The following is a 19124-nucleotide window of genomic DNA, read 5'->3' as shown; positions in this document are numbered from 1 at the left end:
GGTTCGGGTCAGCGCACGAGCCAGCCGCCGTCGACCGGCAGCACGGTGCCGGTGACGTAAGCCGATGCGTCGGACGCGAGGAAGACGAGTGCGCCCTGCAGGTCGGCGGGTGTTCCCCACCGGCCGGCCGGGATGCGAGCCAGGATCGCGCTCTCGCGGTCGGGGTCGGCGCGGAGGGCCGCGGTGTTGTCGGTGGCCATGTAACCGGGGGCGATGGCATTGACGGTGACGCCGGATGCCGCCCACTCGTTGGCGAGCGCCTTGGTGAGACCGGCCACGGCGTGCTTGGACGCCGTATAGGCAGGCACGAACACACCGCCCTGGAAGGACAGCATGGATGCCACGTTGATGATGCGCCCCTGCCCGGCCGCGAGCATGTGCCGGCCGGCGGCCTGGGAGAGGTGGAAGACCGCGTCGAGGTTGACGGTCAGCACGTCGTTCCACTTGGCGGCGGGGTAGTCCACCGCCGGCGCCCGGTGGATCATGCCGGCGTTGTTCACCAGGATGTGCAGGTCTCCGAGTTCGTCGACCACCTCGGTCACCGCCGCGGCGATCTCGTCGGGGGTGGCTTCGACCAGGTCGCGGCGCACCAGGTGCACCCGGCGGCCGAGGCCGCGGATCCGGTCGGCGGTCTCGCTCGCGTCGCCGCGATCGAGCAGCGCCACATCGGCCCCGGCCTCGGCGAGGGCGACGGCCGCGCCCTGCCCCAGGCCCCGGGACGAGCCGGTGACGAGGGCGACGCGTCCGTGCAGGTTGAAGGAATCCAGGATCATGCGGGGGTCCGTTCCGTATCGGTCGGTGCGGTGAAGGTCGTGGTCAGTTCGCCCAGACCCGCGACGCGGATGGTGACGGCGTCGCCGGGGCCGAGCGGCCGGTGGTCGTTCAACGCCTGCGGCAGCTTCTGCGGCGTTCCGGTCGAGATGATGTCCCCGGGCTCGAGGGTCATGACCTGGCTGAGGTAGTGCACGATGAACGCCATCGGGAAGATCATGGTGGCGGTGCTTTGCGACACCGTCACGACGCCGTCCCGCTCCACCTCGAGCAGCAGGTCCTGCGGGTCCGGTATCTCGTCCGCGGTGATCAGCTCGGGACCGAGCGGGCCGAACCCGTCGAAGCATTTGCCGAGCTCCCACTGGCTCGACCGGCCCTGCCAGTCGCGGTCGGAGACGTCGTTGAACAGCGCGTATCCGGCCACGTAGTCCAGTGCCGAGACCAGCGGAACCCGGTGGGCTCGTCGGCCGATGACGACCGCGATCTCTCCCTCGTAGTCCACGTTGGTGCTCGCGACCGGCAGCACCACGGGGTCGCCGGGGGCGTTCACGACGTTCGGGGTCTTGACGAACACATCGGGGAAGGCCGGATCGTCGGCGGTCGGGTCCGCTCCTTCGGCCACATGGCCGCGGTAGTTGTAGCCGAGGCAGAGGATCTTGCCGGGTCGCACGGGAGGCAGCAGCCGGGTGTCGGAGAGCCGGGGCAACGTCTCGGGCGATCCCGCGGCGTGCTCGACTCTCAGCCGGGCGGCGGCGAGCGCCGTTTCATCCTGGAGGATCTCCACCAGACTGAGCCCGTCGAGGTCGACGAGGCGGTCGCCGTCGCTCGAGGCGACGACGGCCGCTGCGCGGTCGCCGGACGGGTGGGCGTGGGTGACGAGCCTCACCAGAAGGCCGTCCAGTCGCGACGGGCCACCCGGGTGAGGGCCTCGAGGTAGAAGTAGTCGCCCCACAGGGTGCCCTCGTCGACACCGTTGTTCTTCGGCAGGTCGTAGACGCCGTGCAGGAGCAGTCCGTCGGAGTCCTCGGGTCTCGCGGGCGTGTAGTTCTCGATGAGGGAGGCCAGGATGGTGTGCGCGGCCTCCGTGGCCCGTTCCGCCCGCTCGCCGGTGCTCTCGATCGCCGCGAGCTCGAGCAGCCCGCATACGGCGATGGCGGCGGAGGAACTGTCGCGGGGCGCGTCGCTACCGTCGACGTAGACGAGGTCCCAGAACGGCACGGAGTCGGCCGGAAGGTGCGCCAGGAAGTAGTCGGCGCAGCGCCAGGCGGCCTCGAGGAGCAGCGGGTCTGCCGTGGCGCGGTAGTTGAGGGCGAATCCGTAGATGCCCCAGGCCTGGCCGCGCGCCCAGCAGGAGTCATCGAAGGCGCCCTGCTCGGTCGCTCCGCGGAGGGGCTGCCCGGTCTCGACATCCCAGTAGAAGGTGTGGAAGGTCGAGTTGTCGGCGCGCACGATGTTCTCGCGCAGCTGCGTGGTGTGGCGGCGCACCGCATCCGTGAAGCGCGCGTCGCCGGTTTGTTCGCCCGCCCAGGTGAGCAGCGGCATGTTCATGAGGCTGTCCACGATGGTGCGACCGCGCTGGCGGGGGTCGGAGAGATCTCCCCACGCCTGGATGATGCCGGCGGGCTCGAGGAGCCTCAACATCAGGTGTTCTGCGGCGAGGAGCGCGGCCTCCCGGCCGTCGGTGTCGCCCAGGAGCTGCCACGCGGGCACGGTCGACAGCGTGTAGAGGAAGCCGAGGTCGTGGGTGTCGAGGTCTTCACCGGCGCGCACCCGGCGGGAGAAGTCGGCGGCGTGCGCGAGGGCGGCGTCGCGGAAGGCCTCGTCGCCGCTCAGCTCCCAGGCCAGCCACTCCATGCCGGTGAAGAAGCTCGTCGTCCAGCCCCGGTTTCCGGCGATCGGGAACCCCGCGGCCGCTGGACGCGGCAGGTACCGATCGTTCGTGGTGGTGTCGTCGGGGTAACCGGTGCCGAACGTGTCGCTGTTGCGGCGCACGGTGGCCAGCGCGGCGGAGATCGCCAGGTCTACCGCGGGTGCGGTCGTGCCCGGCGTGGGTGAGGTCGTCATCGGGGTGTTCCTTAGCTGCGTCCCGGCGCGTGCGCCGGGACATCGTCGTTGGAGAGAACGGGTCGAAGGGTGTACCGGGAGTTCGCCCAGGCGAGGTAGAGCACCGGAGCCATGGTCAGGCCGAGCGCGATCGCCGGCATGGCGGTGAACAACGCCGCCTGGGTGCCGATCACGATCAGGGAGACCACGGTGAGGTACCACCGGCGCACGCTGAGATAGAGGCTCGCCCGGATCACATCGCCCAGCCGGGCGCCCGGGGCATCGGAGATGGCGACCAGGCCGATGAGCCCGAGGGCGAGGGCCATCACCGTGAGCAGGCCGAGGACGGGAACGACGGCCACCGAGAGGGCGCTGTCGGCGAAGAACCGCAGGTCCACGATGAGCACCACCACGACGGCGGTCACCAGCGCGCCGAGCTGGAAGGCCCGGCGCCAGGTGGCCACCCACCCGGCGAGGAACGCACGGGCCGGAGCGGTTCCTCCGCGGCTGAAGTCGCGGAAGGCCCAGAACGCGGCACTGATGCCGGGGGCAGAGAACGGTGCCGCCAGGGCGAGGAGCGGCCAGGACCGGGCCGGGTCGGAGGTGATCAGCAGCAGCACCAAGGGGAGTCCGGAGACGATGAGCAGCAGGTTCGTGATCAACGCCAGGTAGACCACGCCGGCGATCGCGGTGAAGGTGCCGTGAGCGAGGGGCTTCATGGGTCAGCCCTTCATCCCGCTCGTGGCCAGTCCTTCGACGAAGTACTTCTGCCCGAGCAAGAAGATGATCGCGATCGGGATCACCGAGATGGTGAGTCCGGCGAAAAGCAGGGCGTAGTTGGTGTCGAAGAGGTTGCTGACGAAGCTCTTGAGGCCGAGCTGCACGGTCCACAGGTTGGGGTCGCGCAGGTAGATGAGTGGTCCGAGGTAGTCGTTCCAGGTGTTCACGAAGGTGAGCAGGGCCAGGCTGGCCAGCGCCGGTATCGACAGCGGCAGCATGATGCGGCGCCAGATGCCGTACTCGCTGAGTCCGTCCAGCCGCGCGGCCTCGGACAGTTCCTCGGGGATGGTCTCGTAGAACTGCTTCATGAGGAAGACACCGAAGGCGCCGAAGGCCTGCAGGAGCACGATCGACCACAGGGTGTTGGACACCTTGAGTTCGGACATCAGGATGAACTGCGGAATCATGTAGGACTGCCACGGCACCGCGATCGTGCCGATGTACACGAGGAAGAGCGCGTCACGGCCCGGGAACTTGATGCGGGCAAAGCCGTAGGCGGCGAACGAACCGGTGAGCACCTGCAGGAACGTGACGACCACCGAGAGGAACATTGTGTTGCGGATCCAGGTGAGCATGTTCGACTTCGTCCAGATTTCGACGTAGTTGTTCCAGACGAAGATCTCGGGGAACCAGGTCACCGGCACCGAGAACACCTCGTTCGAGGTCTTGAGCGAGCTGATCACCATCCAGATGAACGGGGTGAACAGTGCCAGCGCGGCGACGATGAGCACCCCGTAGCCCGCGATCCGGCCCACCCGGCGCAACGGTGTGGCCGAGCGCCCGCCCCGCGGCGACGGTGACGAGTCGGCGAGCTTGCGCAGGCCGCGACGGTCCTCGATGGGAACCATGAGACCGGTCATCAGGCACTCCTTCTCTTATTGGCGAGGAACTGCGCCACGGTGACGGTGATGCAGAGGAAGAACAGCGCCACCGAAGCGGCGGAGGCGTAGCCGAACTGGCTCTCCTCGAATCCCTTGGTGTAGATGAACTGGGAGAGCACGAGCGTCGACTGGCCGGGGCCGCCCTCGGTCATGACGAGGATGAGGTCGAAGATCTTGAACGAGTTGATGGTGAGCATGACCGTGACGAAGAATGTGGTGGGCCGCAGGCTCGGCATGGTCACGTTGAAGAAGCGTTGGATGGCGTTGGCGCCGTCCATGCGGGCGGCCTCGTGCAGTTCGCGGGGCACGGTCTGCAGCCCGGCGAGGAACAGGATCATGTAGTAGCCCATATCGCGCCAGGTGCTCACGATGACCACGGCGGGCATCGCCCAGTCCGACGAGGTGAGCCAGCCGGGCGGGTTGGCGAAGCCGAACGCGCGGAGGACCTCGTTGATCGGGCCGTAGTCGGGGCTGAACAGCAGGTTCCACACGATGGCGATGGCCACGATGGACGTGATGTACGGGAAGAAGGCTGCGGTGCGGAAGAACGCCACGCCGCGCAGCTTGCTGTTGAGCAGCAGCGCAAGGCCGAGTGCCACGACGAAGGTCAGGGGGATGTGCAGCACCGAGTAGTACAGGGTGTTGAACAGGGCGATGCGGAAGCTGCCGTCGCCGACGAGGCGCTGGAAGTTCGCCAGTCCCACCCAGTTCGCGGTGCCGAACACGTTCCAGTTCGTCATCGACATGTAGAACAGCACGAGGATGGGAACCAGGGTCAGCAGGGCGAAGCCGAGGAAGTTCGGCAGGATGAAGCTCCACCCGATGAGGGCGTTTCTCCGGGCGAGCCGGGATCGCCGGCGACGCAGCGACGGCGTCGGCCCGGCGGCGACGTCGGTGTCGACATCGGTGGCGGTGGTGGTCGCCATGGTGGATCTCCTTCGATGAGGGGGAGTTTCGATGGGGGAAGTCTTGATGCGGGGACTGCGGGTGGACGGCCGGCCCCTGGCGAGGAGCCGGCCGTCCACCGAGGGGCTTAGTCGAGCCCGACTTCGTTCTTCACGCGGTCTTCAGCGCCCGTGATCGCGCTGTCGATGGACTCCGAACCCGACATGACTGCCGTGTGCAGGTCGCCGAGGATGCCCTGGATCGCCGCCGTCTTGCTCGACGTGGGGTTCTCCGGCAGGGTCTCGTGGGTGGAGATGGCGAACTTGGACAGTTCGTCGGTGGGGCTGCCCGCCACGGAGAAGTAGGTTTCCACGACATCGTCGTTGAGCAGGGCGGGGGTGATGCCGATCGCGGCCAGGGCCTGCGCTGCCTCTTCGCTCGCGGCGTAAGCGAGGAAGTCCTTCGCCGCCTGCACCTTGTTGTCGGAGATGGCGGCATTGATGCCGAGTCCGGTCGGGTCACCGAAGGTCACCGGCACGTTGTCGATTCCGGCGGTCTTCTTGTCGTACTGCGGTGCAGGAGCCACGCCCCAGTCGAAGGTGTCGGCCTCGCCGGAAGCCTGCTGGGCGATCAGGGTGGCGACGTACCAGGAACCCATCGGCATCATCGCGGCCTTCTGCTTGCCGAACTCGCCCTGGTAGGTGAGCTGGTTGGCGTTGCGGGTATTGAAGTCCACCTGTCCGCCGTCGTCCTGCATGCCGAGAACGCGCTCGTAGTAGGGCTTGAGGTGTGCGAAGTCGCCGCTGAGGATGTCGGCCTTGGGGGTCTGCGCGTTCGCGAATCCCTGCACCGTGGACTGCCAGGTGTGCTGGTAGCCACCGAAGGCGGGCTTGGCGGCGAGCGCGGTAGAAAGCTCCGTCTCCAGGTCGGCGTAGTCGTCCCACGTCCAGGACCCGTCGGGGTACTCCACGCCGGCTTCGTCGAAGAGCGCCTTGTTGTAGTAGACGACCCAGGAGTCCTGGCGGTACGGCACCGCGTAGCTGGCGCCGTCGATGTCGTAGGCCTGCGTGCCGCCGATCCCGTCGGGCAGTTCCACGTCCGAGACGTCGAGGAGCTGGCCGCCCTCCTGGTAGGTCGAGACGAACTTCACCTCTTTCTGGGTGATGATGTCTGGGCCCGACCCGGCCGCGAGGTCCGCGGTGAGCAGGGTGTTGTAGTTGACCGGGTCGTACTCCTTGAGTTCGACCGTGACGTCGGGGAACTTCTTCTCGAACCCGTCGGCCAGAAGCTGGAACTCCGGGGTGGTGGCGATGCTCCACCCGGAGACGCTCAGCGTCACCGGCCCGCCCGCTTCGGCGGTGTCGGCCGCCGGGCTGGCGCTGCAGGCGGCGAGGGCGAGCGTGGCTACCATCGCCACGCCCGCTGCGGCTACAAACTTGCGCTTCATTGCTGCTCCTTTGTTAGTGCTCGTGTGAATCAGTGCTGTTGTGAGTGCTGTCGGAATCCGCAACGCGGAGCCGTCGTTCTACCGTTCTGCCGTCACGGCAATTCGGTGGTCGGTGAGGATGCTCGTCGTGCTGTCGCCGTCCGGCCATCCGATGGTCGCCGTCCAGCGCTCCCCGTCGGTGACGAGGTCGACCGTGCAGTCGAGGGGGGCCGTGGCGTCCAGCGCCGCGGTCGCCCGCGCGCCGGTGAGTTCGATGACGGCGGCGATCCATTCACCGACCACCACCGGGTAGTCGATCGACGGCACGGCTGTCACCCCGGTGAGCGGGGTGGCGTCGGGGCGCAGCGACACGGTCGCGCTGGCGGCGCCGAGCACGCTGCGGATGCCGCTCTGGAGATCACCGCTGGTCACGCGCGCCTCGCCGAGGGTCGCCCGGGTCTCCGGTGCCGGGCCGGTGACGGGCCAGCCGCCGATCCGCAGGCGCAGGGTGGCGGGGTCCAGGCCCTGCTCGAGCGACTCCAGGCGTGCGAGACGGAGTTCCCAGGGGCCACGCACGAGGGAGTGCACGGTGAGGGGGCCGGCCACGGTGACGGTACCGGTCAGACCGGAGCCGTGCCGTGGGCCCGTCGTGTCCGCGGCGAGCCAATGGGCATCCGAGCTGGAAGCGGCGATGCCGACAATGCCGTGGGCGTCGTCCTGCACCCGCGCCTCGAGCAGCCTGAGGGCCGCGCGGTGGGTGGCCTTGCCGGCGGCGTCGACGATGGCGACGGACTGTTCGAGGGGGAACTCCCACGCTTCGGCGTCGAGCAGCGGGCTGGTCACCGTGGAGTAGCCGATGCGGGCGTAGAGCGGGGAGTCGCCGACCAGGGTGTTCTCCTGGGCGTGATCGGTTCCGTGGTTGATGACGCGCACAATGCCATCCGATGTGGTGCCCGAGACGATCCAGCCGGCGGCCCGCACCGCGCGCAGGCTGTCGCGGGTCTCGACGGGGAGCGGCTCGGCCGGTGCGGACCAGACCGGGTGGTCCGCCGGAAGCAGCACGCCCAGCAGTCCTTTGACCGCCCAGTACGGTGATCCCGGACCTGAGTAGGACTGCGCAAGGGTCGGCCATTCCTCGTGCCAGCCCAGCGTGAGGAGACCCTCGGAGTTCGGCACCGCTCGGTCGGCGAAATGAGCGACGACCCGGTTGGCCGCGTGGCGCAACGCGCCGGCGGAGAGGGAGGGCACCTCCGCGAGCACCCCCACCCAGAACGGTGCGGCCGCGGCGAACCGGTAGATCAGGCTGCGTCCCTGCAGGAGCGGTGAGCCGTCCGCGCCGATGAGGGCGACGGCGTCGAGCAGGAACCGGTCAAGGCCCGCGAGGTCCGCGGCCGTTCGTCCGTTCGCGAGCTCGTCGGCGCCCTGCATGCGCGACCATAACACCGGGTAGAGGTGCAGGGCCCAGCCGACATAGTGGTCGAACGACCGTTCGTCGCCGTCCGACATCCACCCGTCGGCGCGTCCGAAGGAGTCGTGCCGGGCGAGGTCGGCCGCGATGTCATCGGCCGACCAGGGGCCGCCGACCGACCGCAGGAACGTCTGCACGACCAGGCGGAACCACACCCAGTTGGTCTGCGGGTAGGTCGTGTCGCCGACCACGGGCGAGAAGTAATCGATCACCCGGCGCTGGGTCAGCACGTCGAGGCGGTCCCAGATCCACGGTCGGGTCAGGTCGAGGATGAGGGCGATCGAGGCCGCCTCCACCTTGGCCTGGGAGTGCTCGTCCAGGCGCACCCACCGGTCGGCCGCGTCGGGGTCGACACCTGTCGTGATGCCCTGCAGGTAGAACTCGATGAGGTCGTCCAGGCCCTGGCCCCGCTCCCCCGCGATGCGGAACCCGGCGAGCAGGAAGGTGCGGGCGAAGCCCTCGAGTCCGTCGACCGCCCGGCCGTAACCGCCTTCGGCGCCGGGAGGGGTGATGCGCCCGTGGCCGGGCGATGCCCAGGCCTGGGCGCCGGCGAGGATCGTGTCGGCATAGGCCACCCACTGTGTTCGGGACCAGTCTGCGGCGGTCACCACGTCGTGCGACGCATCAGCGGAACCGGCTGCACTCGAGCGAGTGGCGTGGGGTTCGGTGATCACCGGTTTCTCCTTTGAATGGTGCGGCCGACGTGTGCGAATGACCGTTGTGCGAACATAGCAACCTTTTTCGTTCATTACAAGCTGTTTTTGATTGAGTGTGATCGGTTATGATCGTTTGGTGATCACAATTAGCGAGACAACGCCGTTTCGAGGACACCTCGCGGCCGTGTTCGACGAGCAATCCGGTGCCACAGCGGGCGGCCTGGGCCTCTTCCTTCCCGCTCTGCTGCTTCCTGCGGATTCCTGCCTTCCGGTGCCGCCGGCCGACCGGCGCGACGCCTGGGCCGCGGGGGCGGCCGGCGCCGATGCGTTCACGCTCGATGACCTGCACACCCGCGCCGACCGCGATCTCGCCCTGCCCTGGCCTCTCCCCCTCGCCAGCTCGGCCGCACGGGTGAACCGGGACGGCGACCGGGAGATCTGGGAGACTCCGGCCTTCGCTCGGCAACACAGGCTGAGCCGGGCCGCCGTGAGCGCCGCGATCACCCTGGACGACCGCTGGCTCGACGAGGTGGCAGACGGTGTCGTGCTGCTGTGCGAGCAGACGTCGTGGTGCTGGCCGGCACACGACGACTCCTTCCGCAGGTCCGGATCCGTTCTCGCCACCGTCGACGACCCGTTTCTCGACCTCGGTGCGGGTGAGGTGGTGGGGCAACTCGCCTGGATCGACCAGCTGCTCGGCTCCCAGCTCGACGCCCGCTACCCGGGGCTGCGGGCGCGGATGCGGCGCGAGGCGCGCATCCGAGTCTTCGACCCGTTCGTCAGCCGCCGCGATTGGCACTGGCTCGGCCTCGACGGAGATGTGCACAACTGGAGCCCGTGGATCCAGGGCAACGTGCTCGTGGCCGCCCTCCGGTTTCTGGATGCGCCGGCCGAGCAGGCCGAACGCTCACGGATCGTGGACCTCGTCATCCAGGGCCTCGACCGCTACGTCACGGCGCTCCCTGCCGACGGAGCGATCGACGAGGGCTACTCGTACTGGTGGAACGGTGCCTGCCGGGCCCTCGAGGCTCTGGACATCCTCGCCCACGCCACGGGCGGTCGGCTCGACGCCGCGGCCTCCGTGCCCGCGCTCCGCGAGACCGTGGCCTTTCCGCACCGGATGCATCTCGGCGGCGCCTGGTACGTCAATCACGCCGACGGCCAGGCCAGGCCGTCGGCCGACCAACCGTGGCACGCTCTCTTCCGCGCCGCGCACCGGGTCGGCGACCAGGCGGCCGCCGACCATGCGGCTTCACATCGGGTGGCCGGGCGGCCGGTCGCGAGCGAGATGGAGGGGCTCGGGCGGCTGCTGCGCGGCCTGACCGACCCGGCCTGGACCGCCGCCGGCAGCGCCCAGCAGACGGCTCCCCCGCTGCCGCGCGACGTGTGGCTGGACTCGGTGCAGGTGCTCGTCGCCCGTGAGAGCGCCGGCTCCCCGACCGGGCTCAGCATTGCGGCCAAGGGCGGCACCAACGGTGAGCACCACAATCACAACGACGTCGGATCGTTCATCGTCGCCTCCGACGGCGTGCCGGTCATCGTCGACGCCGGCCGGCCCACCTACACGCTTGCGACATTCGGCCCGGACCGGTACGACTCCTGGGCGATGCAGAGCTCCTGGCACAACGTTCCGGAGGTGCGGGGCACCTCGCAGCCCGCGGGCCGCACTTCTGCGGCAGCTGATGTCGTGGCCGAGGTCACGACCGATCGATCGTCGCTCTCCCTCGACCTTGCTGCGGCCTACCCGGTGACCGGCCTCGCGTCGTGGCGTCGCACCGTGCGGCTGGACCGCGCCGCGCAGGCCGACGATGCCGCGGCCTGTGTCACCGTGTCCGACGCCTGGGCCCTCGCCCCCTGGGCGAACGACGCAGGCCCGGCCGTCGCCGAACCGGCGACCACGGTGCGCCTGCTCCTGGCCGGCGAGGTGGAGCTCGGCGACGGCACCGCCCTCGTCACCCCGCTCTGCGGAGCTCCGGCGTTGCGCGTGCGGTGGCCGGCCGGAATTCCGGCCATACTGACCATGCGCCCACTCGACGACCCCATGCTCTCCGATGTCTGGGGGCCGAGCCTCGGCAGGCTCGACCTGGACGTCACCGGACGGACCTCGATCGCCGTCACGGTAGCCATTGACCACTCGACAACAGGGGGCGCACGATGACCGATCAGGTTCAACACATCCCGTTGGCCGCCCGCCGACGGACCCACGTACTCAACGCCCTCTCGCGGGACGGCGTGGTTCGGGTGTCCGAGCTGATGGACGAACTGGGCGTCGCCCCGGTGACCCTGCGCCGCGACCTCGCCCAGATGGAGCGTGAAGGCCTGCTCGTCCGCGTGCACGGCGGCGCCGTTCCCGCGGGCGGGCACACCAAGAGCACCGGGGCCGCTCGCGCGGCCTCTCCCGACGACGACGCCACGGTGACCGGATCGATCGCAGTGCTGGTGCCGTCGCTGAACTACTACTGGCCCGGCGTCATCCGCGGCATGGAGGTGGCCGCCGAGAAGAACGGCATGAAGGTGCTGCTGCGCGGCGCATCCTACGAATTGCAGGACGAGCGGCCCGTTCTGGAACGCCTGGTGCTGCGTGACGACGTGCGCGGCGTGATCGTCGCCCCGAATACCGAGACCATCCACGCCCAGGATGTCATCCAGTGGCTGGCCGCATGCGGAAAACCCAGCGTGCTCGTGGAGCGCGACGGCGTGCTGCTGCCCGAGGGCACCCCGGTCGAATCGGTGACCACCGATCACGCCCTCGGCGCCATGCTCGCCGCGCGGCACCTGGCGGCCCTCGGTCACCGCAAGGTGGGCCTGATGCTGTCCCGGTTCTCGCCGACCTCGCGGAAGATCGCGGCAGGGTGGCAGGCCGCCTGCGAGGAGCTCGGGCTCACCCCGACCGATCACTTCGAACAGATGTTGCCGGACCGCAGCAGCCCGGACTTCTCCGCCGCCGTGGACGCCACCCTCGACATGGCGCTGCGCACGGGGATCACAGGCCTGCTCGTGCACTCCGACCCCGAGGCGATGGCCTTCGTGGACCTCGCCCTCACCCGGGGCATCTCGATCCCCGACGACCTGTCGATCATCGCGTACGACGACGAGGTCGCCCAGCTCTTCACCCCGGCGCTCACCGCGGTGAGCCCACCGCGCGGGGCCGTCGGCGAGGCGGCGGTCGACCTGCTGCTCCGCCGGATCGCCGACCCGACGCGGCCGGTGCAGCGGGTCACGCTCAATCCGCGGCTCAACGTGCGGGGGTCCACCGCGCCGCCGCGGAGCGGCTCCGTGCCGCCGGGGGCCGGATCGTCGTGATCGATCCGCTCGACTTCTCGCCGTGGGACTTCTGGTCGTCCGCCGATGAGGCGGCCAGGCAGCACCAGCTCGAGGTGCAGCGCGACCTCGTCGCCGCCCGACCGGAGTGGTCGTTCGGCACAGACTGCTTCGTCTCCGAACTCGCCTCGGTCGATAACGACGTGCTCCACCTGGGTGCGCGCAGTTACATCGCGGCCGGCGCCTACCTCACCGGCTCGCTCCGCACCGGGCGCGACTGCAGCGTGAACCCGTACACCGTCATCCGCGGCGACGTGCGCCTCGGCGACGCCGTGCGGATCGGCGCACACACCTCGATCATCGGGTTCAACCACACGATGACGACGACGGATGTCGAGTTCTTCCGTCAGCCTCTGGAGAGCCGCGGTATCCGCATCGGCAACGATGTCTGGATCGGCTCCCACGTCGTGATCCTCGACGGCATCACCGTGGGGGACCACGCGGTGCTCGCGGCCGGCGCCGTGGTGACCAAGGACGTCGCGGCGGGGGCGATCGTCGGCGGCAACCCGGCACGCCTGATCCGGTCGAGGCTCGCGCCGCCCGCCGATCCCGCTCGCGGCGCGCTCGGGGCCCGGGTCGAGGCGTTCGCCGTCGCCGCCCGGGCCCAGGCTGTCGCGCTGCTCGACCGATCCTTCGATGCCGGCACCGGTCTCTTCGCGGACGGCCCAGGGACGGCCCCGACGGTGCGCGCGCAGTGCGACGCCGTGGAGATCGCCGACCTGCTGCTCGGAACCGCACCACCGCAACTTCCGGCGGGAGCCCTCGTGGAACGCCTTCGCGGCTGGCAGCACGCCGACACCGGAGTCGTCGGCCCGCTCCCGGCTGATGCCGGCCATCCCGCACGCACGGCATCCGATGACCCTGACGCCCTGTACCACGTGCTCTGTGTCGGGTACGCGCTGCAACTGCTGGGCAGCGGATTCGCCCACGGCCTCACCCTGGTCACCACGGCCTCCGCCGCCGACACCGTCGCAACCCTGGACGGCCTGCCGTGGCAGACGGACGCCTGGGGTGCCGGCCACCGGGTGGATGCGATCGGCACCGCACTGCACGTAAGCCGGCTGCGTGGCGACCCGGTGCCGGCCGGCGCCACCGATGCCCTCTTCGGCTGGTTGCTGCGGCACGCCGATCCCCGCACCGGGATGTGGGGACGCCCGAACGAGGTCGACGGGCTGCTGCACCTCGTCAACGGGTTCTACCGGGCCTCGCGGGGCACCTTCGCGCAGTTCGGGCTGCCGCTGCCGTACCCGGAGCGCGTGATCGACACCGTGCTGCAGCATGCGCGGGACCACCGGTTCTTCGCCCCCGACCGGCAGAACGCCTGCAACGTGCTCGACATCGTGCATCCGCTCTGGCTGACCCGGGCGACGGGCTATCGCGCCGACGAGGTGACGGCGCTGGCCCGCCGGCTGCTGCACGACGCCCTAGGCTTTTGGACGGACGGCTGCGGCTTCGGTTTCCGGGCTCCGGGCAGTGACACGGCCGGATCGGCCGAGACCACGCCGGGGCTGCAAGGGACCGAGATGTGGCTGGCGATCATCTGGTACCTGGCCGACCTGGCCGGACTCTCCGACGCGCTCGGCTACCGGCCGCGCGGAGTGCACCGGCCGGAGCCGGCCGGGATGCCGCCCGCGGGCCCTGTCGCAGGCAGCTGACCACACCGCCGTTCTAGCCGGGCACGTCGGCCGTTCGCACCTCGGCAACATCGGCAACCCCGGCTACCTCGCGTCGCGGCGACGCCGGCAGCAGGAAGGCCAGGAGCAGCGGGACGGCGCTCAGAGCCAAGACCCACCAGAAGGAGGCGTTGAAGGCAGCGAGCGCCTGGGTCGCGGTGACGGCACCGGCGAGGTTGTTCTGCAGCACCACGGCGATCACGGTGACACCGAACGGCGCGCCGACCTGCTTCACCACGTTGAACGCGGCACTGCCCCTGGGCGTCTCGGCGTTGCTCAGGCTGGCGAAGGCCAGGGTCATCACCGGCAGGGACACGGCCGCCATGCCGAAGCCCTGGAAGAACTGCCCGGCGAGAAGGAGGGCCTCGCCGCCGGCGGCCCCGGCGAGCGCGAACGGCAACGTGCCGGCCATGGTCAGGAGCACTCCCCCCGCGATCACAAAGCGGGTATCGACGCGCCCGGCGAGGTATCGGTTGACCAGGATGAAGCACATGGTGCCGACCCCCTGCGGGATCAGCAGGAATCCGGTGGTGAAGACCGACTCGCCGCGCACCTGCTGGTAGAACAGCGGCAGCAGGAACATCAGGGCATAGATCGAGAACCCGCTCACGAACGTCATCACGCTTCCAATGCCGAAGCTGCGCCGGGCGAACACGCGCACATCGATGAGAGCAGGACGCCTGGCACGCAGCGACCGGATCGTGAACGAAGCGAGGAAGACGAACCCGAGGGCCATCGGCAGCCAGACCTCCGTCGCCGCGAAGCCGTCCGCTCCGGTCGCCTGGCTGAGACCGTAGGCGAGGGCGACCACTCCGGGGGTCAGCAGGGCGAACCCGAGAAAATCGAGCGGGTGGGAGCGATCCTTCTCGCCCGCAGGGAGGAAGATCGGGGCGAGCACCAGCGCCACCAGGCAGATCGGGATGTTCACGAAGAACAGCCAGTGCCATCCCACCGAATCGACGATCGTGCCCCCGAGGATCGGGCCGAGAATCGGGCCGAGCTGGCCGACGAGCCCGATGGTCGCGATGGCGCGGCCGATCCGGTTCCGGCCGGCCGCGCGGGTGAGGATCGTGAGCGTGACGGGCAGCACCATGCCACCGCCGATGCCTTGCAGCACTCGGAAGCCGATCAGCGCCGGCAGGTTCCAGGCCAGCCCGCACAGCAGCGAACCGCTCATGAAGACCGCCAGCGCGACCATCCAGACGCGGCGAGTACCGAACCTTTCGGATGCCCAGCCGGACACCGGGATGACGGCCACGTAGGCCAGGAGGTACGCGGTCACCACCCACTGGGTATCCGCGACGGTGGCGTGGAAGACGGAGTGCAGGGTGTCCAGGGCGATATTGACGATCGTGGTGTCGAGAATCGTGGTGATGACGCCGAGCACGAGGACGAGGCTGATGAGGTTCAGCCGCCGCGCGCTGACCGGCGCGGGTGAGGTAATTGATGACATGGCAGCGACACTACACGGTGCAGTGTAGTTAAGTACACCGGGGAGTAAGATCGACTTCTACGCAGTCGGGAGGACTGATGACGGCAGCCGTCGTGGGCAAGACCATTCGTGAGGGTTCGGTGCAGAAGCGCGCAGCCATCATCGGTGCGGCGCGCACCCATTTCCTGTCCGACGGCTTCGACCGCACGAGTATGGACGCGATCTCAGCGTCGGCCGGGGTGTCCAAGCGCACCGTCTACGACTACTACGGTGACAAGCGCACCTTGCTCCTCGCCGTCGTGGAGCAAGCGGTCAAGGCGCTTGGCACCACAGTGTCCCAGGCGATCGACACGCACCTCACCGGCGTCACCGACGTCGAGGAGGCCCTGATCGGTTTTGCCGACAGCATCACCGCCACGGCGATCGGCTCGGCCGACTACAGCGCGCTCATGCGGTTGCTCTCCACTGAGTCGGAGAATCTGCCCGAGCTCCGCGACCGGCACTGGGACGGGGTCGAACCCGAGGACGCCGTCGCAGCGCGGTTCGTCGAGCTCGACCGCCAGGGCCTGCTCAGGACCCCCCAGCCCCGAGTGGCGGCCGATCACTTCGTGGCATTGGCCTTGTCGCCCTCCGTGTACTCTCTCGGCCGCCCGACCGCCCGGCCGCCGGCCGAGACGCGCCGGATCATCGTCGACGGAGTGCGCGCCTTCCTCCGCGCCTACGGCCGCGAGGCCGGCACGGGCCGGGACTAGTTCCGCGGGCTATTTTGCGTCGATGGGGAGCAGGATGCCCTTCACGGTGGGGTCGGTGGCCAGGAACTCCTGCACCGCCGGGTCGGTGAAGGCGGCGACGAGGTTCTTGATGTTCTCGGTGTCGGCGAAGTCGCTGCCGATGGTGAGCTGGCCGGCGAACTCGTCGGGCGCGGCGGGGGCGAAGATCTGCTGTTCGATCGGGATGCTTGCGGCCAGGTAGTACTCGGTGTAGCCGGCCGCGAGATCGAGGTCGGGCAGTGCGCGGGACTGCGCGGCGAAGTCGAGCAGCGTGAACTTCAGGTTCTTCGGATTGGTGGCGATGTCGTCCTGGGTGGCGGTGCCGGCCGTGGTGCCGGCCTTCAGCGTGATGAGCCCGGCTTCCTGCAGCAGCCACAGGCCCTGGGCCTCATTGGCGGGGTCGGAGTACAGCGACACGGTGCCGCCGTCGGGGACCTGGTCGACGCTGGTGTACTTGTCGCTCCACAGTCCGAAGCCCCAGCGGAACACCGGGGCGGCGGCGGTCTCCCTGAAGTCGGGGTTGGACTCGAGAACCTGGCTGAGCCAGAGCTTGTGCTGGTAGACCGTGCCGGCCACCTCGCCCTCGCTCACCGCGCGGTTGATGGTGTTGCTGTCGGAGAGACCCTTGAACTTCACGGTGATGCCGTACTTGGGCGCCACTTCCTCGGCCACGAAGTTCACCAGCGCCTGTTCGGCGGCGTTGCCCTCCGCGGTGGCGACGATGAGGGTGGCGCCCTCGGTGGCGTTGGCGGAGGTGGGCGGGTTGATCAGCGGGATGGTGATGGCTGCGGCGGCGCCGACGACCACGACGGTGATGCCGGCGATCCAGGGCCAGCGGCGACGCTTCTTGAGCTCGAAGCCGTGCGGTTCGCTGGAGGCAGCAGGAGTGGAGGGGGTGGGGGTGCTGGGCGTAGACATGGGGGTTCCTTCGGGGAGTGGTCTGCGTGCTGTGCAGAGGTGCGGGGAGGGCGAGAACGTGCGGGAAAGGAGCGGGCGGGCGCAGGCGGCGCGCGCAGGCGAGGTCCCGCCCGCGAGCAGGCGCGGGTCAGGTGTGGTTGGGCGAGTCAGGCCGAGGCGTCAGGAATGCGCGTCAGGCCGGACAGCTCGCCCACGGCATTCGGCACGACAGGGGACGCGGCGTCGACGCGGACGTGCGTGGCGGCATCCGCACCGGGCGGCGGCTCACACCAGGCTCGCTTCGCGGCGGGCGGCGCGCGGCCGCCGGGATTGCGTGCGGCTGTGCGGGGTGGTCAGGCGCACGAGCCGGTCGCCGATCAGTTGCACCGACGCCACCGTGGCGACGAGGATCACGATGGTCGCGAGCATCACGGTGTTGTCGAATCGCTGGTAGCCGTAGGTGACTGCCACGTAGCCGATGCCGCCGGCACCGATGGTGCCGGCGATGGCGGAGTACTCGATCATGGCGATGGTGTTGATGGTGAGGCCGCCGATGATCGACGGCAGCGCCTCGCTGAGCTGCGCGGTGCGGATGATCTGCAGCGGCGACGCCCCTGAGGCCTTGGCGACCCGCACCAGGGTGGGCGGCACACCGCGCAGGGAGTTCTCCACGATGCGGGTGAAGAACGCGATTCCGGCGATCGACATGGGCACGACGGCCGCCGCGATGCCGATGTTGGTACCCGTGATGAACCGGGTGAACGGCACGATCGCGGCCATCAGGATGAGGAACGGCAACGAGCGGCCGATGCTCACGATCCAGCTGAGCATGGTGTGCAGGGCGGGATTCTCGAACAGTCCGCCGGGGGCGAGGTTGTGCACCAGGGCGCCGAGCGGGATGCCGACGAGCACGACGATCGCCATGACGATGCCGACCATGATCAGGGTGTCGAGCAGCGCGGGGAAGACCAGCGCGGGGATCTCGGCCAGCGGCACGTTGTTGCTCAGGTGCACGCTGTTCAGGTGCACGCTGTTCAGGTGCACGGCGCCGTTCAGGATGCTCATGCGACCTGCTCCAGGATCTCGGCCGGCAGAGACTCCCCGGTCGGCTCCGGGCGGGCGTCGAGCCCCAGGCTGCGGGCGACGGCGACGAGGTGCTCCCGGTCGGCGCCGGTGACGCCGATGCTGGCGTGCCCCACCGTGGCGCCGTCGACGGTCTCGATGGAGGCGCCGAGCAGCGACACCGTGGTGCCGAGCTGGTCGGCGAGGCGGGTGAGCCAGTCGGCCGGCACCGCGGCGGAGGTGTAGCTGACGAACCACTCGGTGGCGTCGGCCGCGGCGCTCTCGTGCGAGCGCGCCGGACGCAGCGCCCGGCCGAGCCCAGACGCGGGATCGCGCAACAGCTCGACGATGCGGCCGCTCTCCACGATGCGGCCGTGGTCGAGGCGCGCGACGGAGTCGGCGACCTGCAACACGGTGTCCATCTCGTGGGTGATGAAGAGGATCGACAGGCCCAGGTCGTCGCGGAGCTCCTTGAGCAGCGCCACGATCGACCGGGTGGAGTCGGGGTCAAGACCCGAGGTGGCTTCGTCGCTGAGCAGCACGCTCGGGCGCAGCGCCAGCGCGCGGGCGATGCCCACCCGCTGCCGCTGGCCGCCGGAGAGCTGGTGCGGGTAGTGCCCGGCCTTGTTCGACAGCCCGACGCGGTCGAGCAGTTCCGACACCCGGGCGCGGGTCTCCGCGGCGGTGACACCGAGGTACTCCAACGGCAGCGCCACGTTCGCAGCGGCGGTGCGCCGGGAGTAGAGGCCATCCGACTGGAAGATGGTGCCGATCCGGCGACGCGCCACCCGCAACTGCTTCTCGCTGAGCTGGGAGAGGTTCTCGCCGTTCACGAGCACCGACCCGCTGGTGGGTCGTTCAAGCAGGTTGACGCACTGCGCCAGGGTGCTCTTGCCGGCCCCGCTCGGGCCGACGACGGCGAAGATCTCGCCGGCGTCGACGCTGAAGTCGAGGCGGTCGAGCACCACGGTCTGCGCATCACCGTGGCCGTAGACCTTGGTCAGCTGTTCGAGGCTGATCATGCGGGGCTCCTGTCGAGCGGATGGGTGGGCGGGAGAG

Annotated in this window: 15 protein-coding genes and 1 pseudogene; 4 read left to right on the top strand and 12 right to left on the bottom strand. The window is 69.5% G+C overall.

All coding sequences use genetic code 11. The features are described from left to right. Positions 1-8: 8 nt before the first annotated feature. From kduD to DOE79_RS13240, 8 genes are all read right to left on the bottom strand, one after another. Positions 9-773 carry a 2-dehydro-3-deoxy-D-gluconate 5-dehydrogenase KduD gene (kduD, locus tag DOE79_RS13275; protein WP_120338905.1) on the bottom strand — a complete coding sequence of 255 codons (765 nt, stop codon included), beginning with the start codon at positions 771-773 and terminating at the stop codon, positions 9-11. Next, on the bottom strand, positions 770-1657 hold the full coding sequence (locus DOE79_RS13270; RefSeq protein WP_120338904.1) for a fumarylacetoacetate hydrolase family protein: 888 nt from the start codon (positions 1655-1657) through the stop codon (positions 770-772). The genes kduD and DOE79_RS13270 overlap by 4 nt, the downstream gene beginning before the upstream one ends. Continuing rightward, entirely contained in the window at positions 1654-2835 is a 1182-nt protein-coding gene (locus DOE79_RS13265) for a glycoside hydrolase family 88 protein (RefSeq protein ID WP_120338903.1), read from the bottom strand. Before DOE79_RS13265 ends, DOE79_RS13270 begins: the two co-directional genes overlap by 4 nt. A gap of 11 nt (positions 2836-2846) precedes the next feature. Further along, positions 2847-3533, bottom strand: coding sequence for a ferredoxin-NADPH reductase (locus tag DOE79_RS13260; RefSeq protein WP_120338902.1), 687 nt, complete (start codon positions 3531-3533; stop codon positions 2847-2849). Positions 3534-3536: 3 nt separating this feature from the next. Further along, positions 3537-4454: a carbohydrate ABC transporter permease gene (locus DOE79_RS13255; protein ID WP_245976938.1), complete on the bottom strand. Its 918-nt coding sequence runs from the start codon at positions 4452-4454 to the stop codon at positions 3537-3539. After that, on the bottom strand, positions 4454-5401 hold the full coding sequence (locus DOE79_RS13250; RefSeq protein WP_120338901.1) for a carbohydrate ABC transporter permease: 948 nt from the start codon (positions 5399-5401) through the stop codon (positions 4454-4456). Before DOE79_RS13250 ends, DOE79_RS13255 begins: the two co-directional genes overlap by 1 nt. 107 nt (positions 5402-5508) lie before the next feature. Next, a complete protein-coding gene (locus DOE79_RS13245) occupies positions 5509-6807 on the bottom strand; it encodes an ABC transporter substrate-binding protein (RefSeq protein WP_120338900.1) in 1299 nt (432 codons plus the stop codon). Positions 6808-6885: 78 nt separating this feature from the next. After that, positions 6886-8928: a DUF2264 domain-containing protein gene (locus tag DOE79_RS13240; protein ID WP_245976937.1), complete on the bottom strand. Its 2043-nt coding sequence runs from the start codon at positions 8926-8928 to the stop codon at positions 6886-6888. A 118-nt stretch (positions 8929-9046) separates the two neighbouring features. Here DOE79_RS13240 and DOE79_RS13235 point away from each other — a divergent pair, with 118 nt between their 5' ends. The 3 genes and pseudogenes from DOE79_RS13235 to DOE79_RS21170 form a co-directional block, all read left to right on the top strand. Next, the gene (locus tag DOE79_RS13235; protein ID WP_245976936.1) at positions 9047-11068 is read left to right on the top strand and encodes a heparinase II/III domain-containing protein; all 2022 of its coding nucleotides are present in this window, start codon (positions 9047-9049) and stop codon (positions 11066-11068) included. Beyond that, entirely contained in the window at positions 11065-12213 is a 1149-nt protein-coding gene (locus tag DOE79_RS13230; protein WP_120338898.1) for a substrate-binding domain-containing protein, read from the top strand. Before DOE79_RS13235 ends, DOE79_RS13230 begins: the two co-directional genes overlap by 4 nt. 392 nt (positions 12214-12605) lie before the next feature. After that, positions 12606-12761, top strand: a pseudogene (locus tag DOE79_RS21170) (DapH/DapD/GlmU-related protein); the annotation flags it as partial. Between the two features lie 1138 nt (positions 12762-13899). Here DOE79_RS21170 and DOE79_RS13220 read toward each other — a convergent pair. Further along, positions 13900-15357 (bottom strand): MDR family MFS transporter, encoded by a 1458-nt coding sequence (locus DOE79_RS13220; protein ID WP_120338897.1) that lies wholly within the window; start codon positions 15355-15357, stop codon positions 13900-13902. Between the two features lie 77 nt (positions 15358-15434). Here DOE79_RS13220 and DOE79_RS13215 point away from each other — a divergent pair, with 77 nt between their 5' ends. Next, entirely contained in the window at positions 15435-16088 is a 654-nt protein-coding gene (locus DOE79_RS13215) for a TetR/AcrR family transcriptional regulator (protein ID WP_120338896.1), read from the top strand. A 9-nt stretch (positions 16089-16097) separates the two neighbouring features. Here DOE79_RS13215 and DOE79_RS13210 read toward each other — a convergent pair whose 3' ends face one another. From DOE79_RS13210 to DOE79_RS13200, 3 genes are all read right to left on the bottom strand, one after another. Further along, positions 16098-17024, bottom strand: coding sequence for a MetQ/NlpA family ABC transporter substrate-binding protein (locus tag DOE79_RS13210; RefSeq protein ID WP_120338895.1), 927 nt, complete (start codon positions 17022-17024; stop codon positions 16098-16100). Positions 17025-17288: 264 nt separating this feature from the next. Then, positions 17289-18068 carry a methionine ABC transporter permease gene (locus tag DOE79_RS13205; RefSeq protein ID WP_120338894.1) on the bottom strand — a complete coding sequence of 260 codons (780 nt, stop codon included), beginning with the start codon at positions 18066-18068 and terminating at the stop codon, positions 17289-17291. Further along, on the bottom strand, positions 18065-19087 hold the full coding sequence (locus DOE79_RS13200) for a methionine ABC transporter ATP-binding protein (protein WP_120338893.1): 1023 nt from the start codon (positions 19085-19087) through the stop codon (positions 18065-18067). Before DOE79_RS13200 ends, DOE79_RS13205 begins: the two co-directional genes overlap by 4 nt. Positions 19088-19124 lie beyond the last annotated feature (37 nt).

The sequence above is a fragment of the Cryobacterium soli genome (assembly GCF_003611035.1).
Lineage (GTDB): Bacteria > Actinomycetota > Actinomycetes > Actinomycetales > Microbacteriaceae > Cryobacterium > Cryobacterium soli.
This window is presented reverse-complemented; position numbering and strand designations above follow the sequence as displayed.

Bases quoted from the DNA above. Each gene is read 5' to 3' on its own strand.
- kduD (WP_120338905.1), bottom strand. From the start codon at position 773: ATGATCCTGGATTCCTTCAACCTGCACGGACGCGTCGCCCTCGTCACC.
- DOE79_RS13265 (WP_120338903.1), bottom strand. From the start codon at position 2,835: ATGACGACCTCACCCACGCCGGGCACGACCGCACCCGCGGTAGACCTG.
- DOE79_RS13260 (WP_120338902.1), bottom strand. From the start codon at position 3,533: ATGAAGCCCCTCGCTCACGGCACCTTCACCGCGATCGCCGGCGTGGTC.
- DOE79_RS13255 (WP_245976938.1), bottom strand. From the start codon at position 4,454: ATGACCGGTCTCATGGTTCCCATCGAGGACCGTCGCGGCCTGCGCAAG.
- DOE79_RS13250 (WP_120338901.1), bottom strand. From the start codon at position 5,401: ATGGCGACCACCACCGCCACCGATGTCGACACCGACGTCGCCGCCGGG.
- DOE79_RS13245 (WP_120338900.1), bottom strand. From the start codon at position 6,807: ATGAAGCGCAAGTTTGTAGCCGCAGCGGGCGTGGCGATGGTAGCCACG.
- DOE79_RS13230 (WP_120338898.1), top strand. From the start codon at position 11,065: ATGACCGATCAGGTTCAACACATCCCGTTGGCCGCCCGCCGACGGACC.
- DOE79_RS13220 (WP_120338897.1), bottom strand. From the start codon at position 15,357: ATGTCATCAATTACCTCACCCGCGCCGGTCAGCGCGCGGCGGCTGAAC.
- DOE79_RS13215 (WP_120338896.1), top strand. From the start codon at position 15,435: ATGACGGCAGCCGTCGTGGGCAAGACCATTCGTGAGGGTTCGGTGCAG.
- DOE79_RS13210 (WP_120338895.1), bottom strand. From the start codon at position 17,024: ATGTCTACGCCCAGCACCCCCACCCCCTCCACTCCTGCTGCCTCCAGC.
- DOE79_RS13205 (WP_120338894.1), bottom strand. From the start codon at position 18,068: ATGAGCATCCTGAACGGCGCCGTGCACCTGAACAGCGTGCACCTGAAC.
- DOE79_RS13200 (WP_120338893.1), bottom strand. From the start codon at position 19,087: ATGATCAGCCTCGAACAGCTGACCAAGGTCTACGGCCACGGTGATGCG.